Origin of the sequence: Rheinheimera texasensis, from assembly GCF_964031785.1 — a bacterium.
In the GTDB taxonomy this organism is placed as follows: domain Bacteria; phylum Pseudomonadota; class Gammaproteobacteria; order Enterobacterales; family Alteromonadaceae; genus Pararheinheimera; species Pararheinheimera texasensis_A.
Genome location: NZ_CAXIRE010000022.1, coordinates 121179 through 143313, shown reverse-complemented (window position 1 = coordinate 143313; position 22135 = coordinate 121179). Strand labels below are relative to the sequence as shown.

Genomic DNA, 22135 nt, shown 5'->3' with positions numbered 1-22135 from the left:
AACCATTATGGCTAACAAAATACTGCTAGGGCTGTCATCTCTGCTGATGCCGCTGGGACTGTATTGTGGTCCCGCCCAATCATCGGGTTACACACGTTCTTATCTCAGTGCCAATCTCAATAGTGCGGGAACGTTGGAAAAACCAACTGCCAGCAAAAAGATCGAGCGTGATGTTGCAGTCGCAAGCGCAGGTGAGCTGGACATTCTGTCAGCCACAGTGACACACGAATTAGTTGTTCTAGATGCGGCAGTCCCGGATAAACAACAATTTTACCGCGCGCTAAAACCCGGTGTGGATATTGTTGAAATCTCATCTTCTGCTGCGGGACTCAGCCAACTCAAAGCCATTTTAGCCAATTATAAAAACCTGGCGGCGGTGCATATTGTGTCGCACGCGCAAGCTGGCCAGTTGCAACTTGGCAACTCAGCTATCGCTGCAGAAACGCTAAAAACTGAAGTGGAAATGTTTGCCGCACTCAATGGCGCTGTGCGTCAAGGCGGTGATTTACTGTTGTACGGCTGCGATTTAGCAGCGAATGACGCGGGTGAAGAACTGCTGGATATTATCCAGCACAACACCCACCTGGATGTGGCGGCATCGGACGATTTAACCGGTAATCTGGCACAAGGCGCAGACTGGGATTTAGAAATCCAGCGCGGCCACATCAATTCTGAACTGGCGTTTTCGGCCAAAGCTCTGAAAGATTATTCGGCGGTGCTGGTGGCCTCAAATGGCACAAAAACATTTCAGAGTGGTTGGGTTGATAACAACATTAGTCTGACATCAACCGATTTTGTCGTGAAAGGTTTTGATAGTGGTGGTAGCCCCATCACCAATCTCAGTATTTATGCAGCACCACCTTTTGCGGCCTATCTGCAAAACGGATACGACAATTCGGTAACAGGTACTTACTTCCATGTTGCCGCCGACGGGACTAACACAGGTTCTTTTGAATTAACTGGTCTGGTGGCAGGTGAATATCTGACAGGCGAATTCACGAATGTACGCATCGTGGGCATCAAACCCGACAACAGCACTATTACCTCCAGCACCATCAATGGGACTGGCGCTGCCAATGAAACTTTTAGCTTTGGTGCCGGGCAGTTAACTAATTTTTCCGGTGTAAAGATCAAAGCCTTCAAGCTGATTTTTGATATCTCAGGTAGTTTTAACACCAAACCGTATCTTGAATTCCGCAACTTTACGATCACTGGTGCGCTGGCACCAGTACCTATTGTGTCGGATTCCCGCATCAGTATTTCCGGAGCTTCCGGAACCGGTGGCGCCTACAAAATTGGCGATACCGTGACTGCAACCTGGAATAATACAGCCGGTGGGGACAATAACTCCGGGATCACCGGGGCAACAGTTGATTTCTCCCAATTTGGCGGTGGCTCGGCAGTTGTCGCCACTAACAGCAGTAATACCTGGACGGCAACATACACCATCACCGCCGGAGCTATCGATACCACCAGCCGCAATGTCAGTGTAACGGCAACAAATTCCGCCGGCAGCACCACAGTTGCAGATACGACCAATGCGACGGTCGACAGTATTGCGCCGACCGTGACAGACGGTCAGATCAATATCAGCGGTGCGACTGGTCTGTCTGGGGCCTACAAGATTGGCGACACTGTGACGGCGACCTGGAACAATACCGCAGGCGGCGATAACAATTCCGATACCATCAGTGCAGTCACTGTAAACTTCACCGACTTCGGTGGCGGTGCAGCCGTAGCTGCGACCAACAGTAGTGGTACCTGGACAGCCTCTTATACCATTGTCTCGGGTGCCATCGACGCCACAAACCGCAACGTGACGGTCAGTGCGACCGACAATGCTGGCAACACAACCAGCACTGCGGACTCCAGCAATGCGACTGTGGACAATAATGCTCCAGGCGTCAGCAGCATCTTAGTCAGCGGCTCGCCAGCCGCCAGCGACACCAGTATGGCGTTTACGGTCACCTTCGATGAAGCAGTCGGCAATCTCTCGACCGACGATTTCACTTTAGCCGGAACGGGCAGTGCGACCGGGAGTATTGCCAGTGTATCTGGCTCATCCGGCTCCAGTGTTGATGTGAATATCGCCAGTATCAGCGGCAATGGCACCATCAAAGTAAATCTCAATGGCTCAACCAATGTGACGGATGATGCCGGTAACAGCATTCCGTCTTATAACATCGGAGCAACTCATACAGTAGCAGTACCAACGGCGCCGGACGCGCCGACTATCGGCACCGCAACCGCAGGCAATGCGCAGGCTTCAGTCACCTTTACTGCCCCTGGCAATAACGGCGGCTCAGCTATTACCACTTACACGGCAACAGCAAGCCCTGGCGGTGCAACCGGCAATTGTGCCGGGCCAACCGCTTGTACTATTACTGTGGGTTCTTTGACCAATGGCACCGCCTATACCTTCAGTGTGACGGCGGCCAATGCGATAGGCACAGGTTCTGCATCCGGCGCTTCTAATTCGGTCACGCCCAAGGCTGATCAGGCCATTACCTTTGCGCAACCCAGCAGCTATAACTTTGGCGCGACGCCAACACTGACCGCAACGTCAGACTCAGGCCTTACCGTCAGTTTCAGCTCGTCAACAACAGGCGTTTGTACTATCACCTCTGGTGGCGCCCTGAGCTTCGTCACGGCCGGAACTTGTACTATTGATGCAGACCAGGCCGGTGATGCGGCAACCAATGCGGCGACGACTATAACGCGTAGTTTTAGCGTCAATGCAATAGTGCCGGATACGCCGGTTATTGGCAGTGCAACGGCTGGCGACCAGCAGGCAACGGTCACATTTACTGCATCAGCCAGCAATGGCGGGGCCAATATCAGCGGCTACACAGTGACCGCCAACCCCGGTGGTGCAACCGGAACCGGAGCGGGCTCCCCTATTACAGTCACAGGCCTGACTAATGGTGTTTCCTACACCTTTACCGTGACCGCAGCCAACACCGCCGGTACCAGCGGCGCATCCACCGCATCCAATGCAGTGACACCGGCAGCTCCACAAACTATTACTTTTGCCAATCCCGGGTCACAGAACTTTGGCACTTCACCGGATTTACGGGTCGTCAATGGTGGCGCCTCAGCAACATCGGGGCTTGATGTAACCTTTACATCCTCGACCACCGGCGTCTGTACCGTCACCAGCCAAGGGGTGCTGACCTTTATCACAGTCGGGACTTGTACCATCAATGCCGATCAGGCCGGCGACAGCAGTTATCTGGCGGCGACTCAAATCAGCCGTAGCTTCACGGTCAATGCCATAGTTGCTGGCGCTCCGACCGGTGTTGTCGCCACTGCCGGCGATACACAGGCGAGTGTGGCTTTTGTCGCACCAACCAATACCGGCGGCACTACTATTACCGGTTATACCGTCACTGTGAGTCCGGCAGACGTCGCGCCGGTCAATGGTGCCGGGTCGCCAATCGTCATCACGGGCTTAACCAATGGTCAGCCGTATACCTTTAGCGTGACTGCGGATAACTCCGCAGGAACTGGCCCGGCATCGAGTTCATCTAATTCAGTTACACCAGCTGCCGCCCAGACCATTACCTTTGCTAATCCTGGTGCGCAAAACTTCGGCACTACACCGACGTTAACGGCAACCACGGATGCCACAGGCCTGACCGTGACCTTTACCTCGTCGACCACTTCAGTCTGTACCGTCACTTCGGGTGGGGCTCTGACTTTTGTCACTGCAGGCACTTGTACCATCAATGCCGACCAGGCGGGCAATGCCAGCTATTTAGCTGCGACTCAGGTCAGCCGCAGCTTCGCCGTCAATGCGGTGATCCCTGGCGCGCCGGCTATTGGTACTGCAACGGCCGGAAATGCCTCAGCAACGGTCAGCTTCACTGCACCAGCCAGCAGCGGTGGCGCGGCTATTACCGCATACACCGTGACCGCAAGCCCTGGTGGCGCAACTGCGACAGGGAGCGCTTCACCATTGACAGTCAACGGACTCACCAATGGGACTGCTTATACCTTCACAGTGACGGCGACCAACTCGGCCGGTACCAGTACTGCGTCAGCAGCATCAAATGCTGTCACGCCCGAAGTGCCAAACTCAGCACCGACCATCGGCGGCTCACCAGAGACCACAGTCATCGAGGGCTCAGGCTATAGCTTTGTGCCAAGCGCCAATGATGTCGATGGCGACACGCTGACCTTTAGTATCAGCAACAAACCGGCCTGGGCCAGCTTCTCAACCAGTACAGGGGCTTTATCCGGCACACCAGGCGCAACGGACATTGGCACGACCAACGGTATCGTCATTAGTGTCAGTGACGGCGTGGTCAGTGCCAGTCTGTCTGCGTTTAATTTGACAGTCCTGCAAGCGAATCAGCTGCCAGTCATCAGTGGCACACCGGCAAGCACAGTGGATACAGACGCCCTCTACAGCTTTACGCCTCTGGCAAGTGATGCGGATACTGCAGATACCCTAAGCTTTAGCATCAGCAATAAACCGGCCTGGGCCAGCTTCAACACTGCCACAGGCCAGCTAAGCGGTACACCGGCAACAACTGACATTGGCGTGACCTCTGGCATCGTCATCAGCGTGACCGATGGCAAAGCGAGTGCCAGTCTGCCGGCGTTTAATCTGACGGTGAAAGCCAAAAATGTCGCACCTGTCGCTTCTGACAGCGCAGCGACGCTGGAAGAAGACACAACATTGACGCTGACGCTGACTGCACAGGATGCTAATCAGGACCCGTTGACTTATGAAATCGTGTCGCAACCGGCGCACGGCAGTGTGACGTTGCAAGGCGCAACACTGACCTACACACCGGCAGAAAACTTCAACGGCACCGATAAAATCGGCTTTGTGGCAAAAGATGCCGCCTTAAGTTCAAACCCGGCGACCATCAGCCTGACCGTGACAGCAGTCAACGATAACCCAGTGGTTGTTGCTGACAGCTTTAACCTGCAACGCACGGCCAATAACCAATACCAACTGGCAGTGTTAGCCAATGACACCGACCTAGACGGTGACACCTTAAGTATCGACGGTGCCTCAAGCTCAGTCGGTACTGTCAGCTTTAATGCCCAAGGCGTAACTCTGACTGTGCCAGAACTGTACTCGGGCCCTGTCAGCCTGCGCTACACAGCAACAGACGGCAAAGGTGGTCGTGGTACTGCCGATGTCAGCCTGACCATCGTCGGCGGCGATGCCAACAATCTGCCGGTCATTACAGTGCCGGCCGATATCAGCATCAATGCAACAGCGCTGTATACCCGCGTTCAGCTTGGTACAGCCACTGCGGTTGACCGCAACGGCCGGCGTTTGCGGGTGTCCCTGGTCAACGGCAGTCTGTTCTTTGCCCCGGGCGAGCATATCGTTTACTGGCAAGCAACGGATGCCGATGGCAATACCGCTACCAAAGCGCAAAAAGTGCGGGTCAATCCATTGGTGTCGCTGAGCAAAGATCAGCTGGTGACCGAAGGCAATGAAGTCGAAATCCAGCTGATTTTAAACGGCCCGGCGCCGGTTTATCCGGTGACAGTGCCTTATAACGTCAGCGGCAGCGCTGGTGGCAACGATCACACGCTGATATCAGGTGTGGCGGAAATCAGTGCCGGACTGTCCACAACCATTCGCTTTAATGTGCTGGAAGACGGCGTGGCGGATGCGTCTGAAGACATCGTGATAACGCTGGACAGCAGTGTCAACCGTGGCAGTAAGCGCAGCACCCGGATCGTGCTGAGTGAAACCAATGTCGCCCCTGTGGTGTCACTCAATGTGCAGCAAAAAGCCGAAAACCGTCTGACTGTCAGTGCCGCCGACGGCGTGGTGACTGTGACTGCGACTGTGACCGACAGCAATCCGCAAGACCAGCTGAGCGGTATCTGGAATGGCGGAACCCTGCAAAATACCAGCGCAGACTCAAGCCAATTCAGTTTTGACCCGGCCCAACAAAGTCCGGGGCTGTATCAAATCAGCTATACGGCAACGGACACCGGTACACCAAACCTGTCGGCGACCTCACAGGTCTTTGTCGTGGTCCGGCCTGCCCTGCCGGCACTCGGCACCACCGACAGCGACGGTGATTTAATTCCGGATAATCAGGAAGGTTTTGCCGACTCAGACAGTGATGGTATTCCGGATTATCAGGATGCCATCAACGAATGTAACGTGATGCCAACCGAGTTACTGGGGCAAACTCAGTTTGTCGCCGAAGGGGATCCAGGTGTCTGTTTACGGCTTGGCACTGTCGCGGCATCCACCGATGCAGGTGGCTTGCAGATTGCGAAAGATGCGGTAGAAACCGATAAAGCTGCCGTCAATATCGGCGGGATCTACGACTTCATCGCCTATGGCTTACCGGAACAAGGCAAGAGCTATAGTCTGGTGATCCCACAGCGCCTGCCAGTGCCTGCCAATGCGGTCTATCGCAAGTACAATGACCTGACGCGCTGGGTCGATTTTGTCAGCAATGAACGCAACTCAGTGTCCAGCGCGGCCGGTGAGCGTGGCTTCTGTCCGCCGCCAGGTGGCACAGAATGGAGCGCCGGCTTAACTGAAGGCCATTGGTGTGTGCAGGTCCGGGTTGAAGACGGTGGCCCGAACGATGCTGACGGTATTGCCAACAGTGCGATTGTCGACCCGGGTGGTGTCGCGGTAGCACTGAACGGGAATAAATTACCGGTGGCGGTTAAAGATCAGGCATCGGTCAGAAAAGACAGCAGTATCGATGTCAACGTTCTGGTGAATGATACTGATGCGGACGGCGATAAGTTGACAGTATCTCAGGCCACCAGCAGCTTTGGCACTGTCACCATCCTGGCCGACCAGAAATTAAGCTACAAACCGAACGCTGATTTCGTCGGCATTGATACCGTGATTTACAGTATTACCGACGGCAAAGGCGGCACGGCGAGCAGCGAACTGATAGTCACAGTGTTCAGCAATACTGCGCCAATAGCGGTGCAGGACAGCGCTGCTACTGACGACAGAAGCCCAATCCTCATCGATGTGTTGAAAAACGACACCGATGCCGATGGCGATGCGCTGAAAGTCAGTGCTGCCAGTGCACAGCAAGGGACAGTCACTATCGAAGCCGATCAACGCCTGCGCTACACCCCCAAAGCTGGCTTTAGTGGTGTCGACACCATCAGCTATACAGTCAGGGACAACACCGGCGATACCGCAACATCTGCCGTGACGGTAACAGTGACGGCGTATCAGAGCGTAGTGGTCGATAACAAGTCCAGCGGCGGTAGCATGACAGGCTGGATGCTGCTGGCGCTCGGCGCAGTGCTGCTGACGCGCCGGCGTTCAGCCGTTGCCGCCACAGCGCTGCTGTTATTGTCGTACAGCGCAGCCAGTCATAGCGCTGACAGCAACAGTGCGGCCAACAACAGTACAAACTGGTACCTGCAAGCGTTCGCCGGATTTAGCAGTACCGACGCAAAACAGCACCAGTTGGCAGCGCAGTTACCGAGTGGCAGCATTAGCGCTTTTGATGACAGCGACCAGGCTTTTGGCCTGAGCCTCGGTTATCAGCTCAATAGCTATGCGGCGCTGGAACTGGGATATCAGGATTCCGGCGAAGCCAGCAGCCAAATCCGCGCTGACAGCCTGACACCGCAGCAATATCACGCACTGGTGAAGACCGTGAGCCCGGTCTTAACCGAAGGCTGGACTGTCGCGGCGCGTTTTATGCCGTGGCAACACGACCAGTGGAGCCTGGACGTACCGGTTGGCATCATCAACTGGGAGCATGAAGTCAGCAGCACTATGGGCAGTACCAGCTTAACCTCGAAACAGGATGGCACCGACTGGTTTGCCGGCATGCAGCTGAACTATCGCCTGAGCACCAACTGGCAAGCGGGCCTTGGGTATCAGCAACAATGGCTGGATGCGAATAACATCAGCAGCTGGTTAATGAGTGCGCGATACGATTTTTAATCGGTAATCATTTGAAAAAACAAAGGGCGGTGTAAACCGCCCTTTTTTTCTGCCGGAACATACTCAGTGATTGGCCGACGTTAGTGGAGATTAGCGGAGGAAGTACTACTCTGGCGCCGGGCTCTGTGGCGAAGCCGGCGACTGTGCCACTGCTAACGGCCGGGTGATGGCACCGTGCAGATACCAGTTGTTAAACACCAGTTCTATTTGCTGCAGTGGCAGCATGCCAAAATGATAATCGCGATATTGCTGGCACAGCGCCAGCACGGCTTGCGGCTGCTGCAGCGGCTGGGTGAAGCGACATAACGTCAGATGCGCGCTTTGCTGACGGTAACGGCTGTCGATGCTCTGCCGCAGGCCACTTTCGGCAAAAGCCAAACGTAGTTTATCGCGCAAGCGGCTGAGCCCCTCGCCTTGGGCAAAACCCTGCAGCAAAATACAGGACGCGGATGCGGTAACACCGCGCAGTTCAATGTGGATTGGCGCTACTTTTTGCTGCCGGATCTCCTGGTGAAGCTCCGCCAGCACCTGCTGAAACACCTGAATATAAGCCGCTGCGTCTATCTGCTGCAGGGTAAAACCGCTGATACAGGAAATGATCGACAGCACCGTCAGATGCAGCTCTGCGGCCGGCTGCAGATATTGGTCAGGCTCTAACACCGCCAGTTGCTGCTGGAAGTGCTGCACTTCCAGACAAGCCGCCGGACTGTTTTTTTGCAAAAACGCCAGCGCCGTGACACCGCGCCGATCGTCGGCCGGGTCGTTCGTTAAAGCGTCGGTTTCCAGTTGTTGCGTCGATAAGGCGGCACAGAATTGTTGCCACAACTGCTGATAAATGTCGGCTGGCATAGGTTCAGGAGTTTGTCCGGAGAAAATCCGAGCTTAACAGATTAAGTAGCGCATTTCGGCAGATTATTGCGCTGCTGATGCGGGTTTAAACGCGTCACTGTGATGATGGCTTATCCGCCCGCGGCACTCAGCAGCTGCATCAGCCGGTCCAGATTCTGCTCATTGGCAGGCTCCACAATATGTCGTACCGCCTGCGCAATATCAGCATCATCAAACACCTGCTGCCAGCGCAGCACAGTGTCTGCTTCCAGCGGTGTCAGTTCGACTGTTAGGGTGAAAAACGGCGCGCAGTCATGGCGAATAACGATTTTGCGGTTGGCTTCAAGTTCAGCAAAAAAACTCTGATTCGGATACTGCTGGCCATCGGGCCCCTGCATGACAAAATGCCAGCGCCCGCCGGCGGTAAATTCAAACAGCTCAAAGTGGTTAATGAAACCGGCCGGCCCCCACCAGGTGGCCAGTTGTTCCGCACGGGCAAAAGCGCTGTATATCGCCGACGCCGGAAATGGCAACCTGCGGCTGGTAGTGAAAGTGTTGGCTTCATTAGTGTTGGTTTTAGGCATGGTCAGGCTCCGTGATGATGGTTCAGGCCTTAGCTTAAAAATTCAGGCTAGCGCTGCTGGTTTGGCGCTAAGTTTCGGCCACTGTTGCCAGCTACCGACCGCAAACAACGCGCCCATCAACAGGCAAATACCGGAGCTGACCAGCCAGAACAACAGGCTATTCTCAGGAAACAGCGGCATCAACCAGGCAAAGGCCAGACCCCGCAGCAACAAGATACTGCTAATGAGCACTAACGCCAACCGCGTCAGCGCTAAGCGCCGCATCACACCGGCAGCAGACAGCGCATAACAAGCCCACAGCAACAAGATGAAGGTGATAGCACCAGTCACAACGATTGGATACCAGTGCCCCTGTTCAGCCAGCTGCGCCATCTGCTCACCAGCACCCAAAAACCGGTACCAAGCCGCACCAAACAGCATACAACCGGCGTGTGCTAAAGCCGCGAGGCCACAGCAAAAGGCTGCCGCGAGCAGGTATTTATTCGGCTTGGTTTGCATGGAGCTTTCCTTTTCCATTCTACCGTTGTGGCTAAGCACCGAACGGTGTTTTGATTGATGCTGTTGGTCAGGGCGCTATGCGCAGGATAGCGCACTGATTCAACCTGCTCAGGCAGCCCGCTCAGGAAAGAGCATAAACCACTTTAAACCGCTCACAGGCAACCGGCATTGTGGGGCCGGCGACCCGGCCGATGCGGGCGCACTCTCTGGCGTAATACGCCGTGTGCACCTCACGCCAGTACTGCAGCGAACCATCCCCTTCGCCTTCGGCGGCGGCAAATTCCGCTGTGACCTCGCCAAATGGCGTGATATCCACCTGCGTGGTTTCAATCACACAGACCGGCTGACCATCCCAGGTGGTGACCACACTGAGGTCGCCCGGTTTTGGCACCGCTTGATTGGCCGCCTCAAACGACCAGACCAGTCCGGCCGTGGCACGCTTGATGCCGCGCACCACCAAATCAGCTAAATGATTGGCACTCGGCTCGTTGTCATCAAACACGCAGACCTCAAAAAAACGTGCGTCGACATCATCGGTCCTAGTCGCCTTAAATGCGTCCCAGAACTGTTGTACTATCGGGTCCATTGGTGATGGCATGGTTGTGACCTCGGGTAAAGTTGTGTTCAGACTGTATGCGACTTCCGACACACGCAGAATGCATAAATCACACTGCCAATGGCTATGCCGTTTATCAAGCCAATCGCCGAGCGCACCACAACATACGACAAGCCGGCAGCATCGTGCAGCAAATTCGCCGTCAGCACAAAAAACAAAACACATAAGGTGTAGATGAGAAACGCCAGTTTTAAGTGAGCTGATTCAACCACTTGCTGGTTTTTTGTTTTCAGTTTTGCATACCATAAAATAAGCCCCGCCAGACCCAACAGACCACTGCCATATTGATTCAGCTTATACAGCGGCAAGCTAAACAACTCGGTGTGCCAAAACTTACTGTTTTGCACAAAAAGCCATAACTGTGACTGGTGGCATCCCACAGCACATGGCTATAAGCACCAAGCAGTATGCCGAGGATCACGAGCAGGGCCTCGCGAATATTCCACGATACTTGGGTGCGAGGCAGCGCCAGCAAATTCAAAATAGGTTTTTCCAGCCACCGATACCACAGGGCAAGCATCAACAACGCCGGCAATAAACAATAAATCCAAACACCAGAGATTGAATGCCCTGGCGCATGCACCGGCGTCATAAACAACAAATAGGGAAAATCCGGCGACATACTGCCAATCACCACAGGCATCACCGGGATTTTTCTGCGGGTCAGATAATGTACTGGGTAAGCCGCTATGGCGTGTGAGAGGGTAAATGGCATGGTTGTTTGCTTATTTCCGCATAAAGGACAATGATATTTAGGCAAAAATTAGAAGCGAAATGATAGAGCCTAAGTGTCGCAGCCCCAGCGAGCTTGCGAGCGATCTAATGCGTTTGTTAGCCGCAGGCTACTCGATTTTATAAATTTCCACACTGCCTACTTTTTTACCTTCCGCGCTACCACCGTGATGGTGATAAGGACGACGAAAAAAGAACTCTACATTTGTGTTCTTTGTGATAAACGCGTATTCAATTTTTGCACGTTTAAAAGTGGAAATGGCTGTCTGGATTGCAGCTTCATATGTGTCAAATACTTGGTCATCTTTTTGCAAGTTGCCACTTTGCCGAAACACCCGCAAAAGATACTTTCCACCTCTTTGTAGTGTTGATGTTGCTATTAGTTGGTCGAGGTAAACAACACTATCGTCATTTGGATCGTCGAGCTGTCGTTCTCTTTTTGAAATAGTTACCCATGTAATTATTCCCATAATTACCGCTAGAATAAGCCCGACAATTGTATTGGTTTGTTCATCCATGCTTCGCCTGCCGCCCACAACTTCATCAAAGGGATGCTCCTCGCTATTAAACGTGGGGCATCCTCGATTTTTCTTTAGATAACCTCACGCTACCGTAAAAATCTTAGGCTCTCAAGCGCTTGTACCTGATATTGATTGAACTGCTGATTCAAAGTGGGGAACAAAACACAGAGTTCGTTGGTTACTTCTCATTTACGCAGTTATAAAAAACTGCCGCGACAGGATTGATTGGCTAATTTGTGGCTCCTTACGGCAGCGGTGAACGTATTCCACAGTTTGCCGTGAGCCCATGTACGGCGACGCTTCGCTCGCGCGTACCTACACGACTTCCACACACCCCAACCCCGCTGCTTTTATAACCAATTCATCTTAAAAACCCAAAGCTGTGCGCAAAATAAACTCAATAAAGGATATTGTATACAATATCCTTTATGCTAAGTTAAATCAGCCTGCGCAGGTCACACAAAGATAACGATACATAACAAAACAGGAACATCAGCAATGAAACTTCAACCTCTGGCACTGTCGCTTTTGCTCGGCAGTGGTCTGGTTATGGCGCAGGATGTGAATTTGTCGCATCCGGGGCAGCTGGATCAGGATTTACAGCAACAGCATCTGCAGCAACGTTTGGCACAACAACAAACCTCGCCTGCGACTACCAAAACCCCCGGCACTTTGCTGGCGCCGCAACAGCCACGGCTGATGTCGCCGGCAGAATTTGAGAAAACCCAGGCGCAGATTTATGCGCAGCAGCATGGCGTGACCTTGTCGGCGAAATGGCAAACCGCGGCGCAGCAGGCGTTTTTAACCGCAGACCAGACTGCCGCAAAACCTTCCGTGGACAGCCAAACCAGCAACGTTTTGACCCAGGACGAACCCACTCTGCAAGCCGCTGGCTGCAGCAGTCCGGCTGATTTGCTGCCGCTGCAGGACCAGGCACTGATCGACGCCATCAGCAACAGCAGCCTGACCAGCTGTTTGTATCAGCTGTACAACGTGGCTTATGTCGGCACTGCGCATTTCAGCGACCAGAAAATTTTGACCGTCGCCAGCGCTATCAACAGCAAACTGGCCGGTTTTGATGGTTCAGACGCCTCAGGTGCTGCCGTGCTGGAAAAGCTGGTGACTTATTTACGGGCCATGCACTGGGCGCAATCCGGCACTGGCCGGGTGTTCCAGAGCGCCTACAAAACTCAGTTAGAACAGGCGCTGCGCCAATATGTCAACGGCGCGCATTTTGTGCAGTTTGACGGTATGACGTCGCGTAACTTTATGCTGCGCTACGAAATGCTGATTTTAATCAACAGCTCAGGCACTGAAACGTTGCAGTTTTTACCGCGTATCAGCGAAGCCATCAGCGGTTATGCCAGCAGTGTCAACCGCGCCAATAACTGGGGCATCGCCTATGAAGAAAACGGCATGACCCAGCTGCTGACGCATTATTTTAATGCGGTGAATCAGGGCAGCACTGAGCTGCAAACTTTATTGGCGCAGCAGCCGCAAATCGTCACCCGGCTGCGTGATTTTGTGCTGACGGACGGCCAGTGGCTGCTCGGTCATACCCGGGAATATCAACTGAATGATGCGGTGTCTGAACTCGGCCGGCTGCTGAAACTCGGTGGCACTGTGGCTGCGACGGTACGTCCGGCGCTGCAGCAGATTCTGAGTACTTACAGCTATGGCGGCACCGGCTCGCAGGCCTGGGTTAATGCGCAGGGCATGGTCAAAGCCTACGACAGCGCCAACTGCGCTTTGTACGGCAACGCCTGTGCTTTTAATCTGGAAGACACTGTACTTTCCGGCAAACATCAGTGTAGCGACACGTTAAAATTGCGTTATCAGGGCAGTATCAGCGCGGCGAATTTAAGCCAGATCTGTAGCAAACTCGGGGCGGAAGAACAGCTGTTCCATCAGACTTTTGGTACCCAAAGCGACAAGCCGGTAGCAAATGACCAGAACGAAGATCTGGAAATGGTGATCTTTAAATCCTCCACCGACTATCAGAACTACGCTGGTCAATTCTTTGATATTAATACCAATAATGGCGGTATGTACCTCGAAGGCACCCCATCCGACCCGGACAATCAGGCGCGTTTTATCGCCTATCAGGCCACCTGGCTGCAGCCGGCTTTTGTGGTGTGGAACTTAGAGCACGAATATATCCACTACCTCGACGCCCGTTTTAATCAGTGGGGCAGCTTCAGCGACCAGCCGGAAAACTCAGTCTGGTGGGGTGAAGGCCTGGCCGAATATCTGTCGCAGCCACCGACCAACGCCAATGCGCTGGCCGCAGCACCACAAAAAACTTACCAGCTCAGCCAGCTGTTCCAGACCACTTACGCCAACAGCAACACCAGCCGCACTTATCACTGGGGTTATCTGGCCGTGCGTTACATGTTTGAACGTCAGCGCGCTGAAATCAACGACCCGCTGCTGCCGTCGTTACGGGCCGCTAAATATGTGATTTCCACCGCACCTTGCACTTTGCCATGGGGCTGGCAGGAAAAACCAATTGCGATTGCTAACAACTGGAGCTGGCTCTATGACGACAGCGCCTGGGGCTCGGGCTACTGGGTCTGGACCTGTGGTCAGCAAAAAACCGCTGAACCTGAATTACCACCGCACACGCCTTATCAGGACATCCTGACCCGTTGGGGCACCAGCTTTGACGCGGGTTTCAATCAATGGCTGGATTGTCTGGTGGCAGGCCAGGGTAACTGCAGCCAATTCCGCCCGGCGGATTTAGATAAAAACGGCGCCATCGACAGCCGCGACATCGACCTGTTTAACCAGCGCCTGCGGACCAAAACCAACTTAACCATGGACTTAGATTTTAACGGCGACAAAAAAATCGACCAGCGTGATGTCACGGCCATGAGCAAACTCTGTGACCGCGCCCGCTGTGCTATTGCCGGTTAAAACAAATAATTAAAGAGAAGTAATATCATGAATAAAATCAAAAATTTATTAAATGGCCTGTTACTGGCTGCCAGCGCTTGTTGCCTGTGCAGCACGGCACAGGCCGGTGTGATCCAGATTGAAACCAATAAAAGCAGCTATCAAAGCGGCGAACTGATCACCGCCACGCTCAAAGCCAGTGCGTTCAGCGACGTGCTGACCGGCTTCTTCCTGGCGCTGCAGTATCAGCCGGGGCAGTTGTCGCTGCAAAACTTCAGCTTTGGCGGCGGCTTTGATGATGGTTTGGGGTCTTATCAGTTCTCGGACCACAGCTCAGGCCGGCTGGCGCTGGAAGAATATGCCGACTGGGCTGCTGCACTGGCAACTTTAGCTGCCCAGCAAAACGGCAGTTTTATTCTGGCGACTATTCAGTTTAAAGCCAGCGGCACTGGTTTATTCAGCCTGAATCTGGACCCGGCGTATCTGGGGTTCCTGACCGCCGGTGGCGAGCTGGAAGGCGCCGACTGGATTGGCAGCAGTTTCAGCGTGACTGACAACGCCACAGTGCCGGCACCGGCACCGTTGTTGCTGATGTGTGGGGCTTTGTTATTGCTGGTGCGGCCACGTCGCACAACTGCACAATAACCTGACTACAGACTGCAACGGGCCGGCGCCTGTTGCAGTCTGCCTCTCAGACGTCAATGCGCTCATGTATCCGACAAGTTAAACCGACTGGCCCAAACTCTGTGCCGACCATTCCCGGCGTTTGTCGTCGTCCGGATTGTTTTTACTCAGCTCATTTTCACGCACCAGCTGTTGCAGTTGTTTTTCCAATGCGGTGATTTGCTGGTCGATTTGCCGGATGGCGCTGCCCAAGTTCTGGTCATTGCCACCTTTATTCATCTGATCCGCCAGCTCTTTGCGTTTTAACTCCAGCTCAGCAATTTTCTCCTTCAGCCGGTCCATTTCTTTTTTATTGATCCCCAACCGGTTGGCCAGCAACTGTTCCATCAAACCATCAAGAAATTTTTGCGCTTGTTCGCTGTTGGGATCATTTTTGGCGTCGTCGCCTGCGCCTTTGCTGCCGGCACCATTAGTCTGGCTGCTGCCGCCCACAGTTTGGCTACCCTGCCCCGGCACCGCGACACCGGTTTCGGCCTGCTCTGCTTCAGCCGGCGCACTGCGTAGTTGCTGTTGCACCGCTTGTGATTGTTGCATCGCGGCGGCAAATTCACCGGCAAGGTCATTGCCATTTTCTGCCCCGTCGCCGGCAGATTGTTGCAGTGCGTTGAGATTGCCGGAAACCCCGGTGGTGGATGGCCACAGCGTGGCTGCGGCCTGGAGTTGCAGTGACATGATGACCCGCCTCAGGTAAAAGTGCCTGAGGCGGAATTTGCAAAAGCCGTACCGAAAAACTGTTAGTTACGTAACCGGCCCAGCTGGCCGTTGATATCGTCGGTGATATTGCCGATTTGCCGGCTGATCTGCAGATTTTCGCCAGACAGCTGCTCCAGTTGCCGGGTCGCGTCGTCAATCGCCGTGATATTACGGTTAATCTCTTCGCTGACCTGATTTTGTTGTTCCGCGGCCGCTGCGACCTGAAAGGCGTTGTCGGCAATGGCCGAAATGCCGCTGGTCGCTGCCGACAGTTGGCTGTAGGAAGTTTCAGCTTCCTGCAGCGTGGTGCTGACTTTATTGGTATTGGCGGTGATTTGGCTGACGGTGCCGGCCACTTGTTGCTGCAAATCATGAATGAGTTTTTTGATCTCATCGGTCGAGCTGTGGGTGCGCGCCGCCAAAGAGCGCACTTCGTCGGCCACCACAGCAAAACCACGGCCCTGCTCGCCAGCCCGCGCCGCTTCGATGGCGGCATTGAGCGCCAGCAAATTGGTTTGTTCGGCGATGGCCTGGATCACTTCGATAATGCCATTGATTTGCTGGCTGCTCTGCGACACCGACTGCACCGCCTGGCGGGTTTGTTCAAACTCGCCAGCAACGGCTTCAAAGGCGGACACCGTAGTACGGAACAGCTGATTGGCCTGCTGCAGCGCCTGCAGGCTGGACTGTGCGCCTTCGGCGGTGCGGCTTGCCAGATTCGCCACTTCATGCGCAGTAGCCGTCATTTCATGCATGGCGGAAGCCACACTTTGCACTTCAGCAGCCTGTAAATGGGTGGCGTTATTGGTCTGGTCGCCGATATTCACCAGCTGCGCCGATTGCGCCTGCAGCGCCACCGAAGATTGTTTCAGCGCGCTAATCATCTGCCGCAGTTTGGCGGTAAAAGCATTAAAACCTTCCGCCATCAGCCGCAGCTCCAGTGCTTTGTCGCTTTGCAGTTGCCGGGTTAAATCACCTTCGGCACCCGCCAGCTCCTGCATCAGCTGGCCCATCTGCATCACGGGTGCAACCGCGCGTTTTAACCAGAGCGCGATGACCAGCACACCGGCAAATAACAGCGCCAGGCCTAACATCAGCATGCGGCCGGAAGTGACATCGGCGGCGTCATTGAGCTGCTGCTCCAGCTGCCGGGCGGCCGCCAGCGCGACAGAGCGCGGCACCGCTACTACTACTTGCCAGTCAGCACTGGCCGCGTCGACCCGTAACGGCCGGCTTACCACTAAATCATCCTGATACACCGCCAGCTCGCCTTTATGCTGCTGCAAATGTTGATGCAGGCCTTTGTCTAAATCAGGCAAGGCTTTGCCGAGATCTTTGGCCAGCACGTTACTGGCCAGCACCAGGCCATATTTACTCAGCAGATACAGTTTGACCTGACCGCCATACAGCTGCGCCGCCTGTCGCTCCACCAGTTCCTGCAACACCGGCAGATTCATATCCACTCCGGCCACACCACGGAAAGTACCGCCGGTCACCACCGGATACACCAGCGAGGTTAACAGCACCGAATTGCCCGGCGCTATCTCCCATAAATAAGGTTCCATCAGGCAAGGTTTCAGGCTGTCGCGGCTACACAGATACCATTCTGCTTCACGCACGCCGTATTGATTGCGGGTTTCGATATATTTGACCGCCGGGTCCGGCACCTGGACAAACTTCACATTCTGGCCGTCGCGCACCCAATAAATTTCCATAGTGCCTTGTTTTGAGCTGTGCACCACAGAGCCATCATATTGGCTGTCTAGCTGGTCATAACCATTGGCTTCAAACTGGGCATAGAGTGCGCTGATGGCCTCGTTGCTGCGCAGCAAAGCACCGGCCTGCTGCTGCACCCGCTCGCGGCTGTAAGGTGTGTCACCGCTGCCATGCGCGGTACTGCTGAGCAAAGCTGACAGCGAGCGGGCCAAATCAAAATTGCGGTTAATCAGCGCCGAGGTTTCTTCAGCAATACCACCGGCGGCATCGTTCAGCGTCGCTTCGGCCTGTTGCTGTAACGACTGATTCAGCAGCCGGATCGCCGCTTCGTTATTGGATTTACTGGAAAACCAGCCAAGTCCGGTCAGCAATGACACCACCAGCGTGATCAGCACCGCCATACCGGCGCTTAATTTAAAACGTAATGAATCGATCTGCATAAAAGACCTCGAGAAAAAAAACCGCCATTACCACGGAAAAGTTTTACTGACACTGAGCGACAGCCGGGCATCACCCAGCACCGGTAACTCCAGGTCGGTATCATCAAAGGCCAAAATCCAGTTCAGGCCGAAGGCAGATTGCTGATAACCCAGCCGCCAGTGATGATAAGTACCGTCATTGTCGCGCATAAATTTGTCAGTTTGAGTCGAGGTTGAGCGGTCGACCTGCAGCAGCAACTCACCCGCGCCGAGCGGGATGGCATGATTGAGCGCGACGATATAATGGCCACCGCCAGCGCCGAAATAATCCGAGGCATACCAATAAGATAACTTGGTTTTTTGATAAGAGATTTTTAGATAGGCTTCCGGGAAATTAAAACCTCGGCTTTGCGCGCCGTCGGAGCCATGGTAGGTGTATTGGGCAATGCCAACATCCAGCAGCCAGTCGGCATTGAGTTGCCACCAGTGGCCGACGGTGGCGTCTACTTCCAGATCGGTGCCGTCGGCAAACTTAATGTTGGAGGCCCAGAACCCGGCATATAAGCCGGCGCCATTGTTCCAGTCCAGGCTCGGCTGTAGCGCCGGATCATGATCGGTCAGGGTTACACCGTTAAACAAATAATCACTGGTCAGGGTCACTGTGGAACTGAGTTCTGCCTGCGATACGCAGGGCATCAGCATCAACGTGGCGAGTAATACGACGTAGCGTCGCTTCGGGGATTTGGATTCAACCATAACATCATCTCTTTATGGGCAACGGCGGACATGTAATCGCCATCGCTTTATCCAGTGGGCCGTCCAGGGCAAACAGGTGTTTTCAGGTCCGGTAAACACCGACACAGAGAAGGCAATATATTGAGTTATAGCAGGTTTTTTCGCCCATGCCGGTGAGGTGTTTATTGCCGGTGTTTTGACCCTAAGCCTTTTTCCGGATCATCAAAGCTTGCGATACGCCTCACAGCAGGTGGCAGTCACCGACATTGATCAAATTGAATTTGAATTCGCCCGCTAATTTAGCGACAATGACAATTATTATCATTTAGCGCGCCGGGAGTTGTTGTCTGATGACTGTTTATAACCCTGCAGGTTCTGTTTCTGCCCGCCATACGTTGTGGGATGCCCCGAAAAAAGCTTGTGTGTCTGTGGTTGAGCTGGCAGCCAGCTTAAATCCGCTGGTGCTGAACCGGTTGCGTGAAATGGGGCTGGAACCCGGCCAGCCACTGATCTGTTTGGGTCGCGGCCCGTTTAACGGTCCTGTTGTGGTGCAGATCCAGGATTGTGTTTACACACTGGAGCAACAGGTCGCCCAACATATTCTGATCGAGCCGCAGCTGTAACTGCAGCTGCGCCGCCCTTCACATTCTCCGGGAGTCGGCACGACAGTCGGCCCCCGTTTGCAGAAAAGGCTTCTGATGAAAAAAATCGTTCTGGTAGGTAAACCCAATTCCGGTAAGAGCCTGTTGTTTAACCAGCTCACCGGTTTACGACAGAAAGTCGCCAATTATCCCGGTGTCACCGTTGAGCTGAAAAGCGGTCGTTTTGAGCAATTTGAACTGGTGGATTATCCGGGCGCTTATTCACTCAGCAGTTTATCGCGCGACGAAGAAATTGCCGTCAATAAACTCAAAGAAGCCCTGCAAGACCCAAATACCGCGCTGGTGATTTGTAATCTCGACGCAACACGGCTGGAAAGTAGCCTGATGTTTGGTTTGCAGGTACAGGCGTTAGCCCGTTCCCACCAAAAAGCGCTGGTATTTGCCTTAAATATGGCCGACGAACTGCAACGTTTTGGCCATCAGCTCGATACCGCCGCGTTAAGTGCGGCACTGGGCAGCCCGGTGTTTGCGATTTCTGCCAAAACCCTATTAGGTATCCATGAGTTTCGTCAGGGCGTGCTGGCGCTGGCACAAGCGGCAGAACCTGCGGTGCCGGCGCTGGACCACGGCGACGAACAGGCGCTGCGTCAGTTCAGCCGCAGCCTCGCCCGTACATATGGCCTGGCGTCGAGCGTGGTGCTGAAAAACCAGAACCGCATCGACCGCTTTATGCTGAATAACTTAAGCGGCGGCCTGGCCTTTTTGCTGGTGATGTTCCTGTTATTCCAGAGTATTTTCACTCTCGCCGCCCCTTTGATGGATGCAGTCGAAGCCGGCATTGGCGCCTTCGCGCATTGGGTCACAGGTTTTATCGGCGAAGGCGCTACCAGTGATTTTCTCAATGATGCGATTTTTGGCGGTGTCGGCTCTTTCCTGGTGTTTGTGCCGCAAATTATGATGTTGACGCTGATTATCGGCTTGCTCGAAGACAGCGGTTATCTCGCCCGTGCCGCGCTGATTTGCCACCGGCCTTTGAGTTATTTTGGTTTATCCGGCCGCAGTTTTATCCCTTATCTGTCCGGCCACGCCTGCGCCATTCCGGCCATTATGGCGGCGCGCACTATCGAGTCGCCGCGTAAACGCTTAATAACCATGATGACCATTCCGCTGATGGCCTGCTCGGCCCGCTTGCCGGTCTATGCGCTGTTGATTTCAGTGCTTATTCCTGAGCGCGCTTATCTGGGTGGCCTGGTGAATTTACAGGGCGTAGCGTTTTTTGGTCTGTATCTGATGGGCATTGTCGTGGCGCTGCTGGTCAGTCTGATGCTGTCGCGTTTTGTGGTAAGCCGCGACGAAAAATCCGATATGCCGTTTATTTTGGAGTTGCCAAACTACCGGCTGCCGCACTGGAAACCATTGATTGTACGGGTGATGAGTGCAGCAAAAAGCTTTGTCTATCGCTCAGGCCCGGTGATTTTTGCCGTGACCGTGCTGATTTGGTTATTCGGCTATTTCCCGCACGACGCCGGTGGTCTGGAGCACTCTTATTTAGGTCAGATCGGCCATTTTATCGAGCCTGTGTTTGCACCGCTGGGCCTCGACTGGCGTTATGGCGTGGCGATCTTAATGTCATTCCTGGCGCGTGAAGTCTTTGTTGGCGCGCTCGGCACGCTGTTTGGTATCGATGGCGCGGACGAGAACATCGCCGGCCTTGCCGCCAATATTCAGGCTGACGGTCTGGCGCTCGGCGCCGGTGTTGGCCTGCTGCTGTTCTACGTGGTGGCGCTGCAATGTGTCGCCACAGTCGCCACTATCCGCGCCGAAACCGGCAGCAACCGCATCACCGCAGGGCTGGTGGTCGGTTATGGCCTGCTCGCCTACGCGCTGGCCTATCTGGCGGCAAATCTGCTGTAAATGCTCCCGCATGGGCGATTGCTGACTGGCAATCGCCCTCCCTTCATTTCATCATCATCCTTTTTAAAATTATCTTTCCTTTGAAATCAATGTGATAACTCGCATTTTGTATTTTTTCAAAAATTTACGTTGCGCGATAATGGTTATCGCAATAATATACATCCAAGCCAGAACACAAATGACCTGGTGAGCAGACTGCGGTACGGTGAACACCCTGCCTGCAGCAACAAAACGAAGGTTGTTTTTTAAGTAATTAGTTATCGCGATAATACTTTGCGGACTACGCAAAGCGCGAAAAGCACAAATCAAACATTGGAGATGAATCATGCAAGTTATCTATAAAGCAGTTGTAACCAGTACTTCAGGCCGTGACGGACGCGCAGTGTCCAGCGACAACAACCTGGATGTGAAATTAAGCACGCCACGTGAACTGGGTGGTGCCGGTGGTGCAGCCACTAACCCGGAACAACTGTTTGCTGCCGGCTACTCAGCCTGTTTCTTAAGCGCCGTGAAATATGTCGCTGGCCAAAGCAAAATCGTCATCCCAGCTGACGCCAATATTCGTGCTGAAGTTGGCATCGGGCAAATCCCGGGCGGTTTTGGTCTGGATGTAGAGCTCTTCATCGACCTGCCAGGTGTTTCAGCAGATGTCGCGAACGAGCTGGTGCAAAAAGCCCATCAGGTGTGTCCGTACTCCAATGCGACCCGTAATTCACTGCAAGTCCGTCTGACGCTGGTGTAACCAGCGTCCGTCCCGGACGTTTTTTTTCAGCAGAT

The 22135-nt window shown here is 54.0% G+C and carries 14 protein-coding genes and 1 pseudogene; 6 read left to right on the top strand and 9 right to left on the bottom strand.

Annotation, left to right across the window (positions count from 1 at the left end; translation table 11 throughout):
- The first annotated feature begins 7 nt into the window (after positions 1–7).
- Positions 8–7921, top strand: a complete 7914-nt coding sequence (locus ABNT34_RS17520) for an Ig-like domain-containing protein (protein ID WP_348733943.1) — start codon at positions 8–10, stop codon at positions 7919–7921.
- A 105-nt stretch (positions 7922–8026) separates the two neighbouring features.
- Here ABNT34_RS17520 and ABNT34_RS17515 read toward each other — a convergent pair whose 3' ends face one another.
- From ABNT34_RS17515 to ABNT34_RS17490, 6 genes and pseudogenes are all read right to left on the bottom strand, one after another.
- Positions 8027–8770, bottom strand: coding sequence for a hypothetical protein (locus tag ABNT34_RS17515; protein ID WP_348733941.1), 744 nt, complete (start codon positions 8768–8770; stop codon positions 8027–8029).
- 110 nt (positions 8771–8880) lie between these two features.
- Positions 8881–9333, bottom strand: a complete 453-nt coding sequence (locus ABNT34_RS17510; RefSeq protein WP_348733939.1) for an SRPBCC domain-containing protein — start codon at positions 9331–9333, stop codon at positions 8881–8883.
- A 42-nt stretch (positions 9334–9375) separates the two neighbouring features.
- Positions 9376–9831 carry a hypothetical protein gene (locus ABNT34_RS17505; protein ID WP_348733937.1) on the bottom strand — a complete coding sequence of 152 codons (456 nt, stop codon included), beginning with the start codon at positions 9829–9831 and terminating at the stop codon, positions 9376–9378.
- Between the two features lie 121 nt (positions 9832–9952).
- Positions 9953–10429 carry an ASCH domain-containing protein gene (locus ABNT34_RS17500; RefSeq protein WP_348733935.1) on the bottom strand — a complete coding sequence of 159 codons (477 nt, stop codon included), beginning with the start codon at positions 10427–10429 and terminating at the stop codon, positions 9953–9955.
- A 26-nt stretch (positions 10430–10455) separates the two neighbouring features.
- Positions 10456–11162: pseudogene (locus tag ABNT34_RS17495) on the bottom strand (DUF4184 family protein).
- 127 nt (positions 11163–11289) lie between these two features.
- Positions 11290–11697: a hypothetical protein gene (locus ABNT34_RS17490; RefSeq protein WP_348733933.1), complete on the bottom strand. Its 408-nt coding sequence runs from the start codon at positions 11695–11697 to the stop codon at positions 11290–11292.
- Positions 11698–12198: 501 nt separating this feature from the next.
- Here ABNT34_RS17490 and ABNT34_RS17485 point away from each other — a divergent pair.
- Positions 12199–14616, top strand: coding sequence for a collagenase (locus ABNT34_RS17485; protein ID WP_348733931.1), 2418 nt, complete (start codon positions 12199–12201; stop codon positions 14614–14616).
- Between the two features lie 27 nt (positions 14617–14643).
- Complete coding sequence (locus tag ABNT34_RS17480) at positions 14644–15240, top strand: hypothetical protein (RefSeq protein WP_348733929.1); 597 nt, start codon at positions 14644–14646, stop codon at positions 15238–15240.
- Between the two features lie 78 nt (positions 15241–15318).
- On the opposite strand, the gene ABNT34_RS17475 is transcribed toward ABNT34_RS17480, so the two are convergent.
- From ABNT34_RS17475 to ABNT34_RS17465, 3 genes are all read right to left on the bottom strand, one after another.
- On the bottom strand, positions 15319–15951 hold the full coding sequence (locus ABNT34_RS17475; protein ID WP_348733927.1) for an ABC transporter C-terminal domain-containing protein: 633 nt from the start codon (positions 15949–15951) through the stop codon (positions 15319–15321).
- 62 nt (positions 15952–16013) lie between these two features.
- The gene (locus ABNT34_RS17470) at positions 16014–18128 is read right to left on the bottom strand and encodes a methyl-accepting chemotaxis protein (RefSeq protein ID WP_348733925.1); all 2115 of its coding nucleotides are present in this window, start codon (positions 18126–18128) and stop codon (positions 16014–16016) included.
- 27 nt (positions 18129–18155) lie between these two features.
- On the bottom strand, positions 18156–18863 hold the full coding sequence (locus ABNT34_RS17465; RefSeq protein WP_348733923.1) for a TorF family putative porin: 708 nt from the start codon (positions 18861–18863) through the stop codon (positions 18156–18158).
- A gap of 329 nt (positions 18864–19192) precedes the next feature.
- Here ABNT34_RS17465 and ABNT34_RS17460 point away from each other — a divergent pair, with 329 nt between their 5' ends.
- The 3 genes from ABNT34_RS17460 (at position 19193) to ABNT34_RS17450 (ending at position 22100) form a co-directional block, all read left to right on the top strand.
- On the top strand, positions 19193–19465 hold the full coding sequence (locus ABNT34_RS17460; RefSeq protein ID WP_348733921.1) for a FeoA family protein: 273 nt from the start codon (positions 19193–19195) through the stop codon (positions 19463–19465).
- Positions 19466–19540: 75 nt separating this feature from the next.
- Positions 19541–21358: a ferrous iron transporter B gene (locus ABNT34_RS17455; protein WP_348733919.1), complete on the top strand. Its 1818-nt coding sequence runs from the start codon at positions 19541–19543 to the stop codon at positions 21356–21358.
- A gap of 325 nt (positions 21359–21683) precedes the next feature.
- Positions 21684–22100 (top strand): organic hydroperoxide resistance protein, encoded by a 417-nt coding sequence (locus ABNT34_RS17450; RefSeq protein ID WP_031568946.1) that lies wholly within the window; start codon positions 21684–21686, stop codon positions 22098–22100.
- Positions 22101–22135 lie beyond the last annotated feature (35 nt).